Source organism: Methanobacterium sp. (assembly GCA_016222945.1).
Taxonomy (GTDB): domain Archaea; phylum Methanobacteriota; class Methanobacteria; order Methanobacteriales; family Methanobacteriaceae; genus Methanobacterium_D.
Genome location: JACRPY010000006.1, coordinates 52,089 through 67,383, shown reverse-complemented (window position 1 = coordinate 67,383; position 15,295 = coordinate 52,089). Strand labels below are relative to the sequence as shown.

19 protein-coding genes are annotated in these 15,295 nt (G+C 32.9%); 13 read left to right on the top strand and 6 right to left on the bottom strand.

From position 1 onward, the window contains the following. Nucleotides 1-21 precede the first annotated feature (21 nt). The 6 genes from HZC47_09285 (at nt 22) to HZC47_09260 (ending at nt 5,479) form a co-directional block, all read left to right on the top strand. On the top strand, nt 22-627 hold the full coding sequence (locus HZC47_09285) for a sortase (protein ID MBI5681073.1): 606 nt from the start codon (nt 22-24) through the stop codon (nt 625-627). Between the two features lie 258 nt (nt 628-885). Beyond that, nucleotides 886-1,137 (top strand): 4Fe-4S binding protein, encoded by a 252-nt coding sequence (locus HZC47_09280; GenBank protein ID MBI5681072.1) that lies wholly within the window; start codon nt 886-888, stop codon nt 1,135-1,137. A gap of 12 nt (nt 1,138-1,149) precedes the next feature. Then, entirely contained in the window at nt 1,150-1,704 is a 555-nt protein-coding gene (locus HZC47_09275) for a hydrocarbon binding protein (contains V4R domain) (protein MBI5681071.1), read from the top strand. Continuing rightward, nucleotides 1,704-2,615, top strand: a complete 912-nt coding sequence (locus HZC47_09270; GenBank protein MBI5681070.1) for a F420-nonreducing hydrogenase — start codon at nt 1,704-1,706, stop codon at nt 2,613-2,615. Before HZC47_09275 ends, HZC47_09270 begins: the two co-directional genes overlap by 1 nt. Nucleotides 2,616-2,630: 15 nt before the next feature. Next, the gene (locus HZC47_09265; GenBank protein MBI5681069.1) at nt 2,631-4,079 is read left to right on the top strand and encodes a Ni/Fe hydrogenase subunit alpha; all 1,449 of its coding nucleotides are present in this window, start codon (nt 2,631-2,633) and stop codon (nt 4,077-4,079) included. A gap of 164 nt (nt 4,080-4,243) precedes the next feature. Continuing rightward, entirely contained in the window at nt 4,244-5,479 is a 1,236-nt protein-coding gene (locus HZC47_09260; GenBank protein MBI5681068.1) for a roadblock/LC7 domain-containing protein, read from the top strand. Nucleotides 5,480-5,526: 47 nt separating this feature from the next. Here the strand turns inward: HZC47_09260 and HZC47_09255 are convergent, their stop codons facing one another. Together HZC47_09255 and HZC47_09250 are read right to left on the bottom strand one after the other, a co-directional pair. Beyond that, on the bottom strand, nt 5,527-5,745 hold the full coding sequence (locus HZC47_09255; GenBank protein MBI5681067.1) for a hypothetical protein: 219 nt from the start codon (nt 5,743-5,745) through the stop codon (nt 5,527-5,529). Nucleotides 5,746-5,773: 28 nt separating this feature from the next. Then, nucleotides 5,774-6,070, bottom strand: a complete 297-nt coding sequence (locus HZC47_09250) for a cupredoxin family copper-binding protein (protein MBI5681066.1) — start codon at nt 6,068-6,070, stop codon at nt 5,774-5,776. A 365-nt stretch (nt 6,071-6,435) separates the two neighbouring features. On the opposite strand from HZC47_09250, the gene HZC47_09245 reads away from it, so the two are divergent. Together HZC47_09245 and HZC47_09240 are read left to right on the top strand one after the other, a co-directional pair. Further along, entirely contained in the window at nt 6,436-7,401 is a 966-nt protein-coding gene (locus HZC47_09245; protein MBI5681065.1) for a replication factor C small subunit, read from the top strand. After that, a complete protein-coding gene (locus HZC47_09240; protein MBI5681064.1) occupies nt 7,402-8,829 on the top strand; it encodes a replication factor C large subunit in 1,428 nt (475 codons plus the stop codon). It begins immediately after the preceding gene. Nucleotides 8,830-8,873: 44 nt separating this feature from the next. Here HZC47_09240 and HZC47_09235 read toward each other — a convergent pair whose 3' ends face one another. Next, the gene (locus tag HZC47_09235; protein MBI5681063.1) at nt 8,874-9,230 is read right to left on the bottom strand and encodes a hypothetical protein; all 357 of its coding nucleotides are present in this window, start codon (nt 9,228-9,230) and stop codon (nt 8,874-8,876) included. 296 nt (nt 9,231-9,526) lie between these two features. Here HZC47_09235 and HZC47_09230 point away from each other — a divergent pair, with 296 nt between their 5' ends. Together HZC47_09230 and HZC47_09225 are read left to right on the top strand one after the other, a co-directional pair. Beyond that, nucleotides 9,527-9,733, top strand: a complete 207-nt coding sequence (locus HZC47_09230) for a hypothetical protein (GenBank protein MBI5681062.1) — start codon at nt 9,527-9,529, stop codon at nt 9,731-9,733. Between the two features lie 13 nt (nt 9,734-9,746). Continuing rightward, nucleotides 9,747-11,345 carry a sodium/solute symporter gene (locus HZC47_09225; GenBank protein ID MBI5681061.1) on the top strand — a complete coding sequence of 533 codons (1,599 nt, stop codon included), beginning with the start codon at nt 9,747-9,749 and terminating at the stop codon, nt 11,343-11,345. 239 nt (nt 11,346-11,584) lie between these two features. On the opposite strand, the gene HZC47_09220 is transcribed toward HZC47_09225, so the two are convergent. Then, on the bottom strand, nt 11,585-12,067 hold the full coding sequence (locus HZC47_09220; GenBank protein ID MBI5681060.1) for a hypothetical protein: 483 nt from the start codon (nt 12,065-12,067) through the stop codon (nt 11,585-11,587). Between the two features lie 90 nt (nt 12,068-12,157). Beyond that, nucleotides 12,158-12,343, bottom strand: coding sequence for a hypothetical protein (locus HZC47_09215; GenBank protein MBI5681059.1), 186 nt, complete (start codon nt 12,341-12,343; stop codon nt 12,158-12,160). A 313-nt stretch (nt 12,344-12,656) separates the two neighbouring features. Between HZC47_09215 and HZC47_09210 the strand changes: the two genes are divergently transcribed. Together HZC47_09210 and HZC47_09205 are read left to right on the top strand one after the other, a co-directional pair. Then, nucleotides 12,657-12,923, top strand: a complete 267-nt coding sequence (locus HZC47_09210; GenBank protein ID MBI5681058.1) for a PRC-barrel domain-containing protein — start codon at nt 12,657-12,659, stop codon at nt 12,921-12,923. 291 nt (nt 12,924-13,214) lie between these two features. Continuing rightward, a complete protein-coding gene (locus HZC47_09205; protein ID MBI5681057.1) occupies nt 13,215-13,745 on the top strand; it encodes an orotate phosphoribosyltransferase in 531 nt (176 codons plus the stop codon). Between the two features lie 61 nt (nt 13,746-13,806). Here HZC47_09205 and HZC47_09200 read toward each other — a convergent pair whose 3' ends face one another. Then, nucleotides 13,807-14,331, bottom strand: a complete 525-nt coding sequence (locus HZC47_09200; protein MBI5681056.1) for a molybdenum cofactor biosynthesis protein MoaB — start codon at nt 14,329-14,331, stop codon at nt 13,807-13,809. Between the two features lie 404 nt (nt 14,332-14,735). Between HZC47_09200 and HZC47_09195 the strand changes: the two genes are divergently transcribed. After that, nucleotides 14,736-15,245, top strand: a complete 510-nt coding sequence (locus HZC47_09195; protein MBI5681055.1) for a ribonuclease VapC — start codon at nt 14,736-14,738, stop codon at nt 15,243-15,245. Nucleotides 15,246-15,295: the final 50 nt, after the last annotated feature.

Below are 15,295 nucleotides of genomic sequence, written 5' to 3'. Positions count from 1 at the left end.
GTATATGCATAGGTGTGGGAAATGCTTAGATATAAACTGTTATCCGTTGCTGTTGTTGGTATCACTATTCTAATAATTTTTAGTATGATAATGGCTGGTTTTGAAAAGTCTCAAGAGTTAGGTGCATATCAAGCCACAGTGCATGCTAAAGTAAATAAAAGTGTTCCTGTCAATGTACTATATCCTACATCATCCAAATCTGCTTCTGGAGGTGCAACAGCCCAACGAATTGTAATTCCAAAGATAGGGGTTGACGCATCCATACGCTCAGATACTGTAAACTCCTACAATGCTGTTTATCATTATACTGAGAGTGTTGAACCTGGTCAAAATGGAGAATGCGGATTTTTAAGCCATAGAACAACATATTCAGGTTTGTTTGGTAAGTTAGGAAGCCTTAAAGTAGGTGACGAAGTAATAATAAAAGATTACGCCAAATCTAAGAAATACACTTATAAAGTCACATCCAACGGAAATGATATTAGATGGGATTACAAACAAAATCCAATTGAATTTGACCAGAGCGGAGAGGCCAGATTACTACTTGTTACATGTTATCCTCCTGGAAAAAAACAAGCAGCTTACATATGTCATTGTAAATTAGTATCTACAACCCCACTAAAATGATTTGATGTTATAAATCATTATTAAATTCTATTTTTTCTTAAAATTGCCACCCTACTTTTTATTATCGAGTAATAATTTCTTATTATCCTGCATTAGAAGGTGTAGAAACTCAATATAAATCCTTAATAGTAAAGAGATTTTATATAAAAACATTCCTAAAAAAGCATAAATTTTTAGATTAATAAACCCATCGAAGATTTTAGCGAATGTAAAAAAATCTTCCCAAATGCTTTAAAAAGGAAAAATCGGGGGATTGGTATGGTAAAAATAAAAGTAGACGAAGATGCATGTGTTGGATGTGGGTCTTGCGTTGAAGACTGTCCGAATGACGTATACGAATTGGATAAAGAACATGGAAAAACAGTTGTAGTGAATGAAGAAGATTGTATGGCCTGTCTTTCATGCCACGAAATTTGTCCTTCCCAAGCACTGGAACACGACGATATACATGTAGCTAAAAGGTTATATATTGACAGAAAAGTTAATAGAGCTTTAGAAAAGATAATATAAGGTGATTTAGATATGGAAATTGAACGGGAAGAAATAAGAGGCGATTTTAAACCTGAATTAATTCCTAAAGAAACTGGTGGGGACATAGACGACTATGAAGAAGCCCTACACGTTCTCATGAAATTTGTAGGATCCATGTCCAGCGCATTAGAACAAGTTTCAGGCCGTGGTGCTAACGCTATTGTTTACCAGGCAGGGAAAAGAATGGGACATGAAGCAGGTAAAATGGTGGAAAAAACAGATAATCTCGAAAAAGCCATGAATGAATTGAGCGAGATTCTTGGAATTGAATTTTATTTTGAAATGTGGAAACCAGCAGGTCAAGAAGGTTACACAATTGAAAAAGGCAATGAAACAATTGTGAAACTTTTATTTATGGATTGTGTTGTTAGACAAACATTAAGAAGAACAGGATTACCTCAAAAAGGACCACTCTGCTACCTATTATATGGATATATGGTTGGCGCAGTTGAGGAAGTTATGAGTATTAAAGGCAAGATTGATATTGACCACGTAGGACCAAACGCTTGTCTTAAAACCCTAACAATAAAATGGGGTGGTAAATAATGGTTAAAATTGCTATGGAAGCCCTCGCAAGCTGTGCAGGTTGCGAAATATCAATTCTGGATTTACATGAAGATTTACTAAAGATACTTGAAAAATCAGAAATAGTTTATGCACCTGTCTTAATGGATTCAAAAGAAATTCCAGACGACGTTGATATTGCAATAGTCTCAGGATCTGTTCGAAATGAAGAGAACAAAGAAAGACTTGAAGAATTAAGAAAAAAATCAAAAACACTAATTGCATATGGAACATGCGCATGTTACGGCGGTATAACTGGAATGGCAGATTTATACAGTCCAGAAGAAGTAACATCACGTACATACTCAGATAATCCGAGTACAATATCTGCAGATGTGCCATCAGAAGTTGTACCCAAATTACTACCTATTGTTCACCCTGCAGGAGACTTTACAGAAGTCGATTATTACATACCAGGATGTCCACCTAAAGAAAAACTTACTGGAGACATATTAATTCCTCTGATTAATGGAGAAGCTCCAAATGTTCCTAAAAAAAGTGTTTGTGCCGACTGTCAAAGATGGATGGACCACGTAGAGTTTGATAAAATACACCGTAGAGTTGAAGGGGAACCTGACCCACAACAATGTTTCCTAAGCCAGGGATATGTTTGTCTCGGTTCTGTAACCCTTGGAAGGTGCGGTGCACTCTGTACAGAAGCAGGAGTTCAATGTCATGGATGTGGAGGCCCGGCATTAGACGTTTTAAGAGAACCGAGCCACGATGTATACAATGGAGTTATCAAAAGGATTGCACACCTTTCTAAAATGCCAGAAAAAGAAGTAGAAAAACAGATCTACGATATTGGACATGTCATTTACGGATTTGTTATTGGAAGTACAATAATGGAGGAAAAACAGGTTTCCTTGATCCCTCAGCTGGTCAAGAAATAAATAAAGGTGATAATTATGAAAAATATTGAAATAAGCCCTGTAACCCGGATTGAAGGACATGCAAAAATCACCGTTCAATTAGATGACTCTGGAAATGTTTCAGATGCCCACTTTCACGTTATGGAAATAAGAGGATTTGAGAAGTTTCTTGAAGGTGCAGCATTAGAAGAGGCACCGCGAATTACACCACGTATATGTGGTATATGTCAAACAGCCCATCATTTAGCTGCTGCAAAAGCTACAGACCATGCATTTGGACTGCAACCACCAGAAACTGCTAAAAAATTAAGAGAGCTTATGCTACTTGGCCAATACATACATTCACATTCACTTCACTTCTATTTCCTTGGAGCACCAGATCTAGTAATGGGTCCTGAATCCGATCCTGCCCTTAGAAATGTTGTAGGAATCTTAAAAAAAGACCCTGCTCTTGCTAAAATGGCAATAGAAACCCGGAAAATTGGACAAACAATAACTGGAGTAGTTGGAGGTAAACCTATTAGCCCAGTTACAGCAATACCTGGAGGTCAATCCAAAGGAATAACTGAAGAAGAAAGAAGCCAACTTTTAACAGAAGCCCAAAACGCAGTAGGACTTGTAGAAAAAGGATTTGGAGTAGCAAAACCATTATTTGAACAATACAGCGAAGCAATAGATATGTTAGGTCCTGTTGAAACAAACTTCGGTGCTTTAAGTAACAATGGAAACATTGAATTATATGACGGTCCTGCAAAAATTATAGACAAAGATGGTAAATCTGTTTATGAATTTGAAGCAAAGGATTACTTAGATTATATCGAAGAAAAGGTACAACCATGGTCCTACCTTAAATTCCCATATCTAAAACAGATTGGATTCCCCGAAGGAAACTACAGAGTAGGTCCTCTCGCAAGATTAAATATTGCAGAAAACATTCCAACTGAAAAAGCATCACAACTCTTCGGAGAATACAAAGACAAGTATGGAATTGCCCAAAATACTCTCCTATACCACTATGCACGTTTAATAGAATTAATGTACGCATCAGAAAGAGCTGTACAACTTTTAGAAGACGATACAATAACTGGCACCGACATAAGACAAGGACTTTCAGAGCCATTAATGACCAAAGAAGAAGCCAAAGAATCCAGCGAAACCAAAAGAGGAGTTGGAATGATCGAAGCTACAAGAGGAATTCTGATTCATGATTATGAAACAGATGCCGCAGGATTTATAACCCGTGCCAACTTAATAGTTTCAACAGGTCAAAACAACCTTTCAATGGACATAGGTGTAAGAGAAACAGCTAAAGCTATGATTAAAGGCGAAGAAGTATCAGAAGGCCTTAAAAATCAGCTTGAAATGATTGTTAGAGCATATGATCCATGTCTTTCATGTGCAACCCACATGATAAATGGAGAATCACCATTACTTGTAGATATACATGATAGTAATGGAGAACTTCTAAAAAGACACCTATTGTAGCTTAATAAGCTACAAATTTCTCAATTTTTTATCCTTTAATTAATTTTTTTTATTTTATTACTAATAAATACACAAAATAGCTCATTTTTAAGATAATATTTAAGAACCATTAACACATATTAAAAAATATATTCTTGATATATTTAAATATCAAAAGTGGTTATATGGACGCAGACATAGAAAACCAATTAATAAGGATACTAAGTGATTTGAACAAGATTAATGGTATAGAAAGTAGTTTAATCGCTGATAGTAATGGAAATGTGATGTACCATAGCATGTCACGAGGAACTGATACCGCCCTTTTTGGATCGATGGCCCATGTAATTACTGGCTCCTCTAAACGATTGTTAAAATCTGCCAATCAAGGAAAGATTGAAAGGGTGCTGGTAGAATCACATGGCGGTAAAGCTCTCTTTTTACATCTTGGAAATGTACATTTTATAGTATTAATGGAAATATCAGCAAATGTTGGACTTGTAATGGTTTCAGCTAAAAGAATAGCATTGCAGATAGTAGAAATAACTAAAGATATGGTTCCAATTGAACCTATAGAAGAGATAATTGAAGCTCCTCCAGAAGAAAAGGTTCCAGTTACCTCCAAAACAGAAGTACCAGCAATTATAGAAGCTGAAGCTGCAGAAAGTGTAGCTGAAGTTGAGATTGAAGCTTCCGATATTTCAGATGAAATTAAAGAAGAAACCCCTGTGGAAGTTACAGAAGAGAAATTAGAACCAGTTGAAGAAATAAAAGCTGAAATAGAAATTGAAGAATCTGCAGATGTTTCAGATGAAATCAAAATAGAAGAAATTGAAGAAGAGATTGCCGAACCTGAAATAGAATCTGAAGCAAAACCAGAAGAAATAGAACCTGTAAAAGAAGAAATTCCGGAACCTGTAAGAAGCATACCTACTATTAAACCCCCTATTTCATTTCCAAAATTACCTGAAGACGTTAAAATACCCTCTGGAGATAAAGAAAAATCTGATTTAATTTTAGATATATATGAATCCATATTTCTTGCAATGTCTATTGGAGCAAGTAGAATTATGGGAGTATCCCCTGCAAGAGGCCTTATAAAAAAATTTTTACCACTTGAAGACTGTAAAAGCCTTTTAAACGGTGTTGACGTAAAAAGTAATTCATTAGTGGATTTTGTTAAAATAAAGGAAAATTCTGAAAATATACCTCTAAAAGAAAGAGAAACTGTACTTATAAACAATTTTAGCAAGATAATTGAAATTATAACTGAAAATTATGGTAAAGTAATGGGATATGGGGCATTTAGAGGAATAGTAAGGCCTGAATTTAAAGTTATCAGCGATTCTTATGGTGAAGCAATGGATAAACTTGGAATTAAAGAGAAAATCCACCCAGAACTTGCAGAACTATTCCAATAATTCTATTTTTTAAATACAATGAAAATAAATTATCTAAATAATGATAATTATTGTAGATACACAGATATTGCTAAAGTTCCATGAGTTATTCCCAGAATTAATGACATAATTGCAAAGGTCGGATGCAGTTTAAATGGAATCTTTACACCCCTAAATATCATCAATCCTATTAAAGCCGTGGCTATGAATGAAGAAAGAGTAATGATTCCCAAATAAAGAATTAATGGCTTCCCTAATATTGGATAATATGCTATTTCGCTTAACATAAGATCTGCCCTTTAAACCCGATTATCATCATTGTACTATTATCTTTGCTTTCATTGACGGATGTATTCCACAATGATAAGGATATTCTCCAGCTTTAGTGAAAGTAAACGTGTAATTAGCCCCATTATTTATAGGGGGGCTACTAAATGTTCCATCATCGCTTATAACATCGTGTGTGGTAGATTCTTGATTTATCCATGTAACTGTGGTCCCTACTTTTACTGTAAGGTTGTTTGGATTAAAAGCAAAATTTTGAATGAGTACTGTGTTCTGTGGAACATTTTGCTGAGTTTGCGTGCAACCTGAAAATGCAACTATCCCCATTATCAAAAGTATAATAGCTATTCCAACATAATTATTTTTCATATTAGTATATCTATTTAATATTTCATATTAACATTCCTATCAAAAAGCTGTTAATTGGCATAATTAAAGTTGTAAAACCGCCTAAAATCAATGAGATGGACATAATCTTCAAAAATAATGCCCGTTACACTTTAAATAATTTGTTAAAAAAATAGTTTTTTACTCAAAAAATAATTAACAACAAATTTTATACCTATTTTCTAACAAACCTATAATGCAGATTGAAAACCACTGCTCATTATATTTAGTATAAATTAAGATTCAATTCCACGTTTTTTGACTTAATTTACAGATTAAAAAAATAATACATTAACGGTGATTAAATGAAAGGACCATGGGTAGAAAAATATAGACCAAGCACCTTAGACGAAGTTGTGGGTCAAGATCATATAATTCAAAGACTTAAACAATACGTTAACGAACATAGCATGCCTAATTTAATGTTTACAGGACCTGCAGGTGTTGGAAAAACAACAACATCCATTGCACTTGCAAAATCAATTTTAGGAGAATATTGGAAACAGAATTTCTTAGAACTTAATGCATCAGACGCCAGAGGAATCGAAACTGTAAGAACCAATATTAAAAGTTTTTGCCGGTTAAAAGCTGTTGGAGCCCCATTTAGAATAGTATTCCTTGATGAAGTAGATAACATGACTAAGGACGCACAACACGCCCTTAGACGTGAAATGGAAATGTACACTAAGACCGCTTCATTTGTTCTTTCATGTAATTATTCTTCAAAAATTATAGATCCAATCCAATCTCGATGTGCAATATTCAGATTTGCGCCAGTTAAAGGAAACCAAATAATTCAAAGACTGGAAAAGGTAGCAGAAGCAGAAAATTTGAACATAAAAAGAAATGCCATAGAAAGTATCGTTTATTTTGCTGAAGGAGATCTCAGAAAAGCAATTAACATTCTGCAAGCATCAGCATCTACAACTGATGAAATTACAGAAGACAGCATCCATGAAATTGTATCTAAAGCAAAACCTCAAGATGTACGTAAAATAGTGAAAATGGCATTGAGAGGAGATTTTTTAGGTTCAAGAGACCTTTTAAGAGAAGTAATGGTAATTCAGGGTACAAGTGGAGAAGATATGATAACTCAAATTTATCAAGAAATCTCACGAATGTCAATGGAAAACAAGATAGACGAAAATGTGTATGTAGATCTAATTCAAAGCATTGGTGAATACGATTTTAGAATAAGAGAAGGATCAAACCCCAGAATTCAGCTTGAAGCACTTCTTACCAAGTTTTTATCAAAGGCAAAGGCAGATTAGATGTTGTGGACAGAAAAATATCGTCCCCAGAATTTTGATGATGTTCTGGGAAATATAAAAGCAAAAAAAGAAATCCTTGAATGGGTAGAAGAATGGAACAACAGTAATCCTCAAAAATGCCTTCTTCTTGTAGGTCCCCCAGGAACAGGGAAAACTACATTCGCCCATTTAATCGCACGCGAATTTTCTGATTCTGTTGAGTTAAATGCAAGTGATAAAAGGTCATATGATATTATCATGAGTACTGTAGGTGAAGCATCAGCCTCAAAAACCCTTTTTGGAGGCAGATTAAAGTTAATAATCCTTGATGAGATTGATGGGCTTCATGGTAATGATGATCGGGGCGGATCAAGAGCTATTAATAAAATAATAAAAGAAGGACAGCAGCCAATTATTATGATGGCTAATGACCCTTACAGTAACAGAATTAAAAGCTTTAAAAGTAAATGTAAGGTTATAAATCTTAGAAAAGTTCACACAAACTCAATACTATCATTTTTAAAGAAGATATGTGTAAAAGAAGGAGTAAACTTTGAAGAACATGTTTTAAGGACACTGGCCAAAAGATCAAATGGAGATTTACGATCTGCAATTACCGATCTTGAAATAATAGCCCAGGGAAAAGAAAAAATCACTTTAAAAGACCTGGAACTTACATCCACAAAAGATGAACGGTCAACCATCTTTGATATTGTTAGAACCGTATTAAAAAGTAAAAACCCAATTAGAATTAAAGATGCTATGAGGCAAGTGGAAGCAAATCCTTCCCTCTTACTGGAAATGATCACAGAAAACATTCCCCGTGAATATGAAAAGAAACATGAAATAGAAAAAGCATATGAAATGGTTTCAAATGCCGATATTTATCTTGGAAGAGCTTTTTCAACACGTGCTTACACCTACTGGAAATATGCTTATGATTTCATGAGTGTAGGGGTCGCACTTTCTAAAGATGACACTTACAAAAAATTTGCAAGATACACCAATTCTTCAGTATATACAATACTTTCAAAAAACAGGAGCAAAAGAGATTTACAAGATAGAGTTGCTTTAAAAATCGCTGAAAAGCTCCATACATCTAAAAAAGTTGCGATTTCCCAATTTCCATATTTTGAAATCATGTTTCAAAATGAAGAGCTCGCTTATAACATGATGATGTACTTTGGGCTTGAAGATGATGAAATAAAGCTTTTCAGGTCTAGAAAAATTAAAAAACCTAAAAAAACAAACGTAAAAACTGTGAAAAATAGCAAAGTTTCAATATCTAAATCAAATGAAAACACTGTTATTCATAAATCCAAAAATAAAAAGACAATTTCTAAGATTAAAAAATCTGAAAATGATTTATTAAACGAGAAAGACAACAATCCAAAGGAAGATGAAAATTCAGAGGATAAAGGACAGGTTTCTCTTTTCAGTTTCAAGTGATTTAACTGAATTAATGATATAAACTCGTTTTAAAAGACCATATGTTAGATCAATCCTAACAATTCATTTATATCTAACTTATCTAAATCTTCAGGTCTTTTTATACCATATTTTTCATTTAACTCCTCTAAATCATGTTTTTTAATTATTTCATAGAACACTTTTTCTTCTAATTTTTTATTTTCTTTTATCTCTTCTAACTCAACTATACATTTTTTAAGTACTTCTTCTGGGCTTTTAATCTCGTTAAGTTTATTTAGAAGTTTACTTCCAGTTTCAGGTTGTTTAAAAGCAATTCCTTTATAAAAAACAGATTGATACGAGTTATTTCGAATTATAGCTTTATAAACAATAATTATCTGCTCTTGAAGGATTTCAATTTCTTCTCCAGTCAAATCCATTATTATCACCATTATATAGAATTATTTTGACATTATAATCAAAAAATTTTATTTATTTTTATTATAGTACTTTGAAAGATAAATTAATAGTTTCATGTATTAGTTATTTTTTAATTTTTATTATATTAAACAATCCTATTATAAAATCAATAAAAGTTGTAAATCTTACACTAAATCTGTTAATATGTATAACTATTTCAAATTTTAATCAAAAAAAAGAAATAGATAAATATAAAAGTCTCCAATCTTTAATTATTAATCGTGTATTATTCAAACAGGTTAAGGGAGGTGAAAAAGTGGTCTTAGGAATAGAAGATCCATGGGTCTGGAGTGCATACATCTTATGTGTTTTAAGCATGCTTTTATGTGTGATCTATGGTGCCTTAAACTGGAATAAAGGCGGCGAAGATGAAGAAGAACAAATAAAAGAAGAAATGGAATGGCATAAAAAAGAAAAAAAGATGGAAGAAGAAGAACTAGGATTATGGGATGAAGAAGGATAAGGTTGTGAATTAAATGGATAACATAGTTATGCTTAGTATTGTAGTTTTAATATACCTTTTAATGGTGGGTTACGTCGGATATGTGGCCTGGAAACGTACAAAGAGCGCTGATGATTACATGGTAGCAGGAAGAGAAACCCACCCATTTATTATGGCTTTAAGTTATGGTGCAACGTTTATTAGTACTGCGGCAATTGTAGGTTTTGGTGGAACAGCCGGAGTCTATGGAATGGGTCTTCTATGGCTTACAGTCTTAAATATTCTTGTAGGTATCTTTATAGCGTTTGTATTATTCGGAAAAAGAACAAGGAAAATGGGACACAATTTAAGTGCCCTAACATTTCCAGAATTTTTATCACGGCGTTTTAACAGTAAATTTATCCAATATTTCTCTGGAGCAGTTATATTCGTTGGAATGCCATTATATGCTTCAGTAGTTTTAATTGGAATGGCCAGATTCGTGGAAACAACTCTTCAAATAAATTACACCGTAGCATTAATTGCAATGGCAATTATAGTAGCTGTCTATGTAATTTTTGGAGGAATACGGGGAGTTATGTACACTGACGCCTTGCAAGGAACAATCATGTTTGTAGGAATGGTTATTTTATTAGGTGCAATCTACTGGTTAACCGGAGGAATAACTGGCGGTAATCAAGCCCTTACAAACTTAATACATGTAATTCCTTCCAATGCTACGGCCGCTGCCACTGCCACAGGATTTACGGGTTGGACATCAATGCCTGCATTGGGCAGTCCATTCTGGTGGACGTTGGTTAGTACACTTATACTTGGAGTGGGAATTGGTGTTCTCTCACAGCCACAGCTTGCAGTAAGATTTATGACAGTAAAATCAAACAAAGAGCTTAACAGAGCTGTACTTATCGGTGGAATATTCATATTCATGATGACCGGTACAGCATTCATTGTAGGTGCATTATCTAATGTGTACTTCTTTGATACTGTTGGAAAAATAGCTATGCAAGTTGCCGGAGGTAATGCAGACAAGATAATTCCTGCATTTATCACTGCAGCAATGCCCTTATGGTTTGCATACTTATTCATGATTACCTTGCTTTCAGCAGCAATGTCCACCCTTTCAGCCCAGTTCCACGTTCAAGGAACTGCTTTAGGTCGTGACATATACGAAACAGTTACTGGAACAAAAGGTAAATCATCAGTATTAGTTGCAAGATTAGGAATCACTGTAGCAGTTGTAATAGCTGTTATTTTGGGATTGATCCTTCCAGCAAATATCATAGCAGTTGGAACCGCTATTTGGTTTAGTATAACTGCAGCTGCATTTCTTTCAATGTATGCATTTGCCCTATTCTGGAAACGATCCACCAAAGCAGGAGTTATCTCCGGTTTAGTTATTGGAACATTACTAAGTGTTTTCTGGCTGGTATTTGAATACAAAAAATCAGCAGAAGCATTAGGTATTTGTAAGGCACTTACTGGTAAAACAATACTTATAACCACTGCCCCATGGCCTACAGTTGATTCAATAGTAATAGCACTACCAATAGCCTTTATAATTACAGTTGTAGTGAGCTTATTGACTAAACCACAGGCAAAAGAACAGTTAGATAAAATATTTAAAGGAGTTTAATTTAATACTCCTTATTTTTCTATTTTTAGTTTTTAAATTAAGTAAAAATAAAAGAAATAATTGATTATTCCACATCTTCAAATGCCTTCAAAAAATAGCAAGCTATTTTTTGACATAACGAACAAATTATTCTTGTTCGAATGCTTGCCAAAATCTACTATTTTGGCTGCATAGAAAAAGCTATGCTTTTTCAAATGCTATCAAAAAATAGCTTGCTATTTTTTGATGCATCGAACAAGTTATTCTTGTTCGAATGCTTTTGCTTTAACTACACTCAAATTAGGAGTTTTGGCATTAGGATTATTTGATTGGACTGTTTTTACAGTTACTTTTTCCACTTTTTCATTAACAGTTTTCCTTAAAGTGTCAAAAACTACTGAATAACTCTCAAGATGCTCTAATTCAGTGCCGTTTAAAGCGTGACTTAAACTATCAATTAACTGGTAAACTCTACCGCCTTTTTCTCCATAAATGGAAATTATTTCGTCATTAGTGTAAGCTGAAGTTGTGATTCCACATACCCATTTTTGTTTGTTTTTGTGGTCTGTTATTATTAAATAGAACTGTTGAATTTCGTTTCCTTTTAGTTCCTTTGTTTTTATCTCAGATAGATAAATTTCGCCTGTAATTTGACTTTCAGGTTCAAGCTGGGATAAATAAATTGTTTCGTAGTCTTCATCTTTAAAATTTGCATTTCCATTTTGAATTCCTAAATCAATCATTTAATCACCTCAAAAATTTTCAATTTTTGTGGTTCAGAAAATCATTTGATTTTCTTCAACCTCATTTTATCTAAGAGGATGAATTTGAAATCATTCACATGGAATGTTTTCATCTTCTGGATGCTGGTATTCAAATCCTTCCTTCCTGCACCAGTCAAAGAGAGCTTCAGCCGCTCCACGAGATAATCTTCCCTGTTTATCGCCGTATTTTTGTCTTGTAATCCTTCGAAATGCAATTTCTAATTCATCAGGAATGCATACTGTTATTGCTCCCATTCACTCCTCAACCTTTAATTTGATATTTTAAATGTTTTGTGTTATATGTTCTATGTTTTATTTTTAGTATATAAAGTTTTCGGTTTATAGGAAAAATCACTAAAAATGCTTAATTAAGGATAAAATAGTAATTTAATCTTTATTTTCACTTATAAACTAAAAAAAAGAATTAAAAAATTATTTTTTGTGATTATTCTCCTTAAATGACATATAAAAATATAAATATCATGCAAAACTTAGTAAATAATAACCATAAAGTGAAGTCACCATTATCTACAAAATAGTGGTGATATATAAAAAAAATGGTGATAAAATGAGAGTAGCCAACGATATTATTGGAAAAGAAGTTTTAGATAGTTCAGCGACTGTTATTGGTAAAGTAAAAGATATGGAAGTAAATCTAGGCACTAAAAAGATTGAAGCAATCGTAATAAACAAAGGAAGTTTTTCTGAAAGTATTGGGATATCTAAGGAAGAAAATGTTATTCCTTATGAGATGGTTAAACAAATAGGAGACAAAATACTCCTTAAAGAACATATAGACGAACCAGGGTTAGAAACCCAAGATTTAGGGTTATAAAAACCAAAGGTTTTTATGCACCAAACATTTCATGTTCGGGAGCCTTAAAAAGCCCATCTATTTTTTTATTTCATATAATACCTTTGTGGTGTTTGTTTGGAAGTAATAGGGATCTGCAACATATGTGGGAAGCCAGGAAAAATGCATACATGCTCCTTATGTGGAAATATCGTGTGCATAAACTGCTATGACCTCAAAAATAGTATTTGCAAACAATGTAAAATAAATCCACAGAAAATTATGTAAATATTAATCTTCATTCATAAAATCCAATTAATTAAGTGAGGAATAATGAAAAACAAAAAAAACGAGCTCATAGAACTCCTTAAAGAAAAAGAAGTTGTAAAATTTGGCAAATTTATACTCTCATCTGGAAAAGAAAGCGATTATTATGTTAACATGAAAATGGCTATAACCAACCCTCAAATCCTTAAAGCCATTGCAATAATCGTGTCCAGCCAAATAATTGATGATAATATAAATAAAGTAGCAGGACCTGCTTTAGGTGCCGTTCCCATTGCCACAGCAGTTTCTCTTGAATCAGAAATTCCAATGCTAATGGTGCGGAAAGCTAAAAAAGGATATGGCACATCACAACTTATAGAAGGAGAACTAAAAGAAGGAGACTCTATAATTGTGGTTGAAGATGTAACTACAACTGGTAATTCCCTTATAAAAGCCATTAAAGCCCTTGAAGAAAATGGCGGAAAGGTTAAAAAGGCAGTTGTGGTTGTTGATAGGGCTGAAGGTGCGATTGAAAATCTTAAAAATGAGGGAATTGTTTTAGAACCTTTAATTTCAATAAATGACTTCAATAAATAAAATATATTAATCTTTTTTTATTCATTCACGCATTAATTCTTTTAAAAATTATAGGCATGTTCTATTCTTTTAAATGTTTGACAAGATGTCCTAGCTCAGGCAATACAATTTTTAAACCTAAATTAACTGCATTTGGCGATCCCGGCATTGAAACTATTAATACACCATTATAAACACCTGCTGTTGCCCTGCTTAAAATAGCCCCAGTTCCCAGTTCTTTATATGATTCATATCTAAATATTTCTCCAAATCCATTTAATTCTTTATCAAATATTTCCTTTAAAGTTTCAATTGTTATGTCTCGAGGCCCAATTCCTGTGCCACCAGTTGTTATAATAACATCAGCTTCATGATCTTCTGTTATTTGATTAATTGTTGAATAAAGGAGTTCTGCATCGTCAGGTATGATTGAATAAAACACGATGTTGTGTTTTTCGCTTAATGCATCTTTTATTATGCCTCCAGAGATGTCATTATTATCCTGTTTTAGAAAATCATTATATTTTGAGTCGCTTAAAGTTATAACTGCACAATTTACAGATTTTGGAGCTTTTTTCTTATGCTCATCCATACTTTTACTTTTCATAAAATCACCGCTATGAAAATAATTTTTAAATAATCCTCTATTTATGTTTAATAATCTAATTTAGGATTTAATCTTGCAATTGATATACTTTCTATACTTTATTTTTATTTTTGTATATATTTTTACAATAATGAAAATAAGGTTAAATCCAGATAAAAAGATTTAAATACATAAAATCATTAAAATTAGTATTTAGGAACGGGGAGGGTATCATGTCCAAATCAAAGGCGGTTTTTGATTTGTAAAACTTAAAGAAAATTTTTCTATTTTACCCTCCCTACATGTCTATTTTATAACTTTTATAACATAAGCATTTTGTGTTTAGTATTAAAAACCGTTTTTCCGCCTGTATTTATTCTAAAAAATGAGAAATATTTATTATTTTAAAAAAAGGAAAATAAATTATGCATAAAAAAATATTTGTACTTGATGCCTCCTCAATCATAGGTGGCTTTTATTCTAAATTAGAATCCAATTTTACAACAAGTAGTGCCCTTTTAGAAATTAAAGACTTAAAATCAAGCTTATTATTAGAAACTGCCTTGAAAGAGGGGAGAATTAAGATAGAAGAACCTGACATGGAAGATTTGATTGAATGTGATAAAATAATTAAATCTTCTGGAGATATTCTACGACTTTCAGATGTGGATAAAAGTATTGTTGCCCTTGCATTGAAATTTAAAAGGAATAGTTTTAAGCCTGTGGTAATGACTGATGATTATTCCATGCAAAATGCATTAAAAACTGCAAATATAGGTTATAAAAGTATTTTAACTGACGGGATTAAAGAAATATATAATTGGGTTAAAATTTGTAAAGGTTGTAAAAAAAAATATTCTTACAACTACCAGTTTGAGGATTGTGAGATCTGTGGTTCTCCAATTATGAAAAAGAGGATAAAAACTAAAAAGTAGAGGCATTTTTGGCATTAAAATAATTAATTGACTTTTTTCTTTTAATTTAC

Coding starts and splice junctions, on each gene's coding strand:
- HZC47_09240 (MBI5681064.1), top strand. CDS start 7,402: ATGTTGTGGACAGAAAAATATCGTCCCCAGAATTTTGATGATGTTCTG.
- HZC47_09220 (MBI5681060.1), bottom strand. CDS start 12,067: ATGATTGATTTAGGAATTCAAAATGGAAATGCAAATTTTAAAGATGAA.
- HZC47_09235 (MBI5681063.1), bottom strand. CDS start 9,230: ATGGATTTGACTGGAGAAGAAATTGAAATCCTTCAAGAGCAGATAATT.
- HZC47_09265 (MBI5681069.1), top strand. CDS start 2,631: ATGAAAAATATTGAAATAAGCCCTGTAACCCGGATTGAAGGACATGCA.
- HZC47_09275 (MBI5681071.1), top strand. CDS start 1,150: ATGGAAATTGAACGGGAAGAAATAAGAGGCGATTTTAAACCTGAATTA.
- HZC47_09205 (MBI5681057.1), top strand. CDS start 13,215: ATGAAAAACAAAAAAAACGAGCTCATAGAACTCCTTAAAGAAAAAGAA.
- HZC47_09250 (MBI5681066.1), bottom strand. CDS start 6,070: ATGGGGATAGTTGCATTTTCAGGTTGCACGCAAACTCAGCAAAATGTT.
- HZC47_09285 (MBI5681073.1), top strand. CDS start 22: ATGCTTAGATATAAACTGTTATCCGTTGCTGTTGTTGGTATCACTATT.
- HZC47_09255 (MBI5681067.1), bottom strand. CDS start 5,745: ATGTTAAGCGAAATAGCATATTATCCAATATTAGGGAAGCCATTAATT.
- HZC47_09200 (MBI5681056.1), bottom strand. CDS start 14,331: ATGAAAAGTAAAAGTATGGATGAGCATAAGAAAAAAGCTCCAAAATCT.
- HZC47_09245 (MBI5681065.1), top strand. CDS start 6,436: ATGAAAGGACCATGGGTAGAAAAATATAGACCAAGCACCTTAGACGAA.
- HZC47_09280 (MBI5681072.1), top strand. CDS start 886: ATGGTAAAAATAAAAGTAGACGAAGATGCATGTGTTGGATGTGGGTCT.
- HZC47_09260 (MBI5681068.1), top strand. CDS start 4,244: ATGGACGCAGACATAGAAAACCAATTAATAAGGATACTAAGTGATTTG.
- HZC47_09195 (MBI5681055.1), top strand. CDS start 14,736: ATGCATAAAAAAATATTTGTACTTGATGCCTCCTCAATCATAGGTGGC.
- HZC47_09215 (MBI5681059.1), bottom strand. CDS start 12,343: ATGGGAGCAATAACAGTATGCATTCCTGATGAATTAGAAATTGCATTT.
- HZC47_09210 (MBI5681058.1), top strand. CDS start 12,657: ATGAGAGTAGCCAACGATATTATTGGAAAAGAAGTTTTAGATAGTTCA.
- HZC47_09270 (MBI5681070.1), top strand. CDS start 1,704: ATGGTTAAAATTGCTATGGAAGCCCTCGCAAGCTGTGCAGGTTGCGAA.
- HZC47_09225 (MBI5681061.1), top strand. CDS start 9,747: ATGGATAACATAGTTATGCTTAGTATTGTAGTTTTAATATACCTTTTA.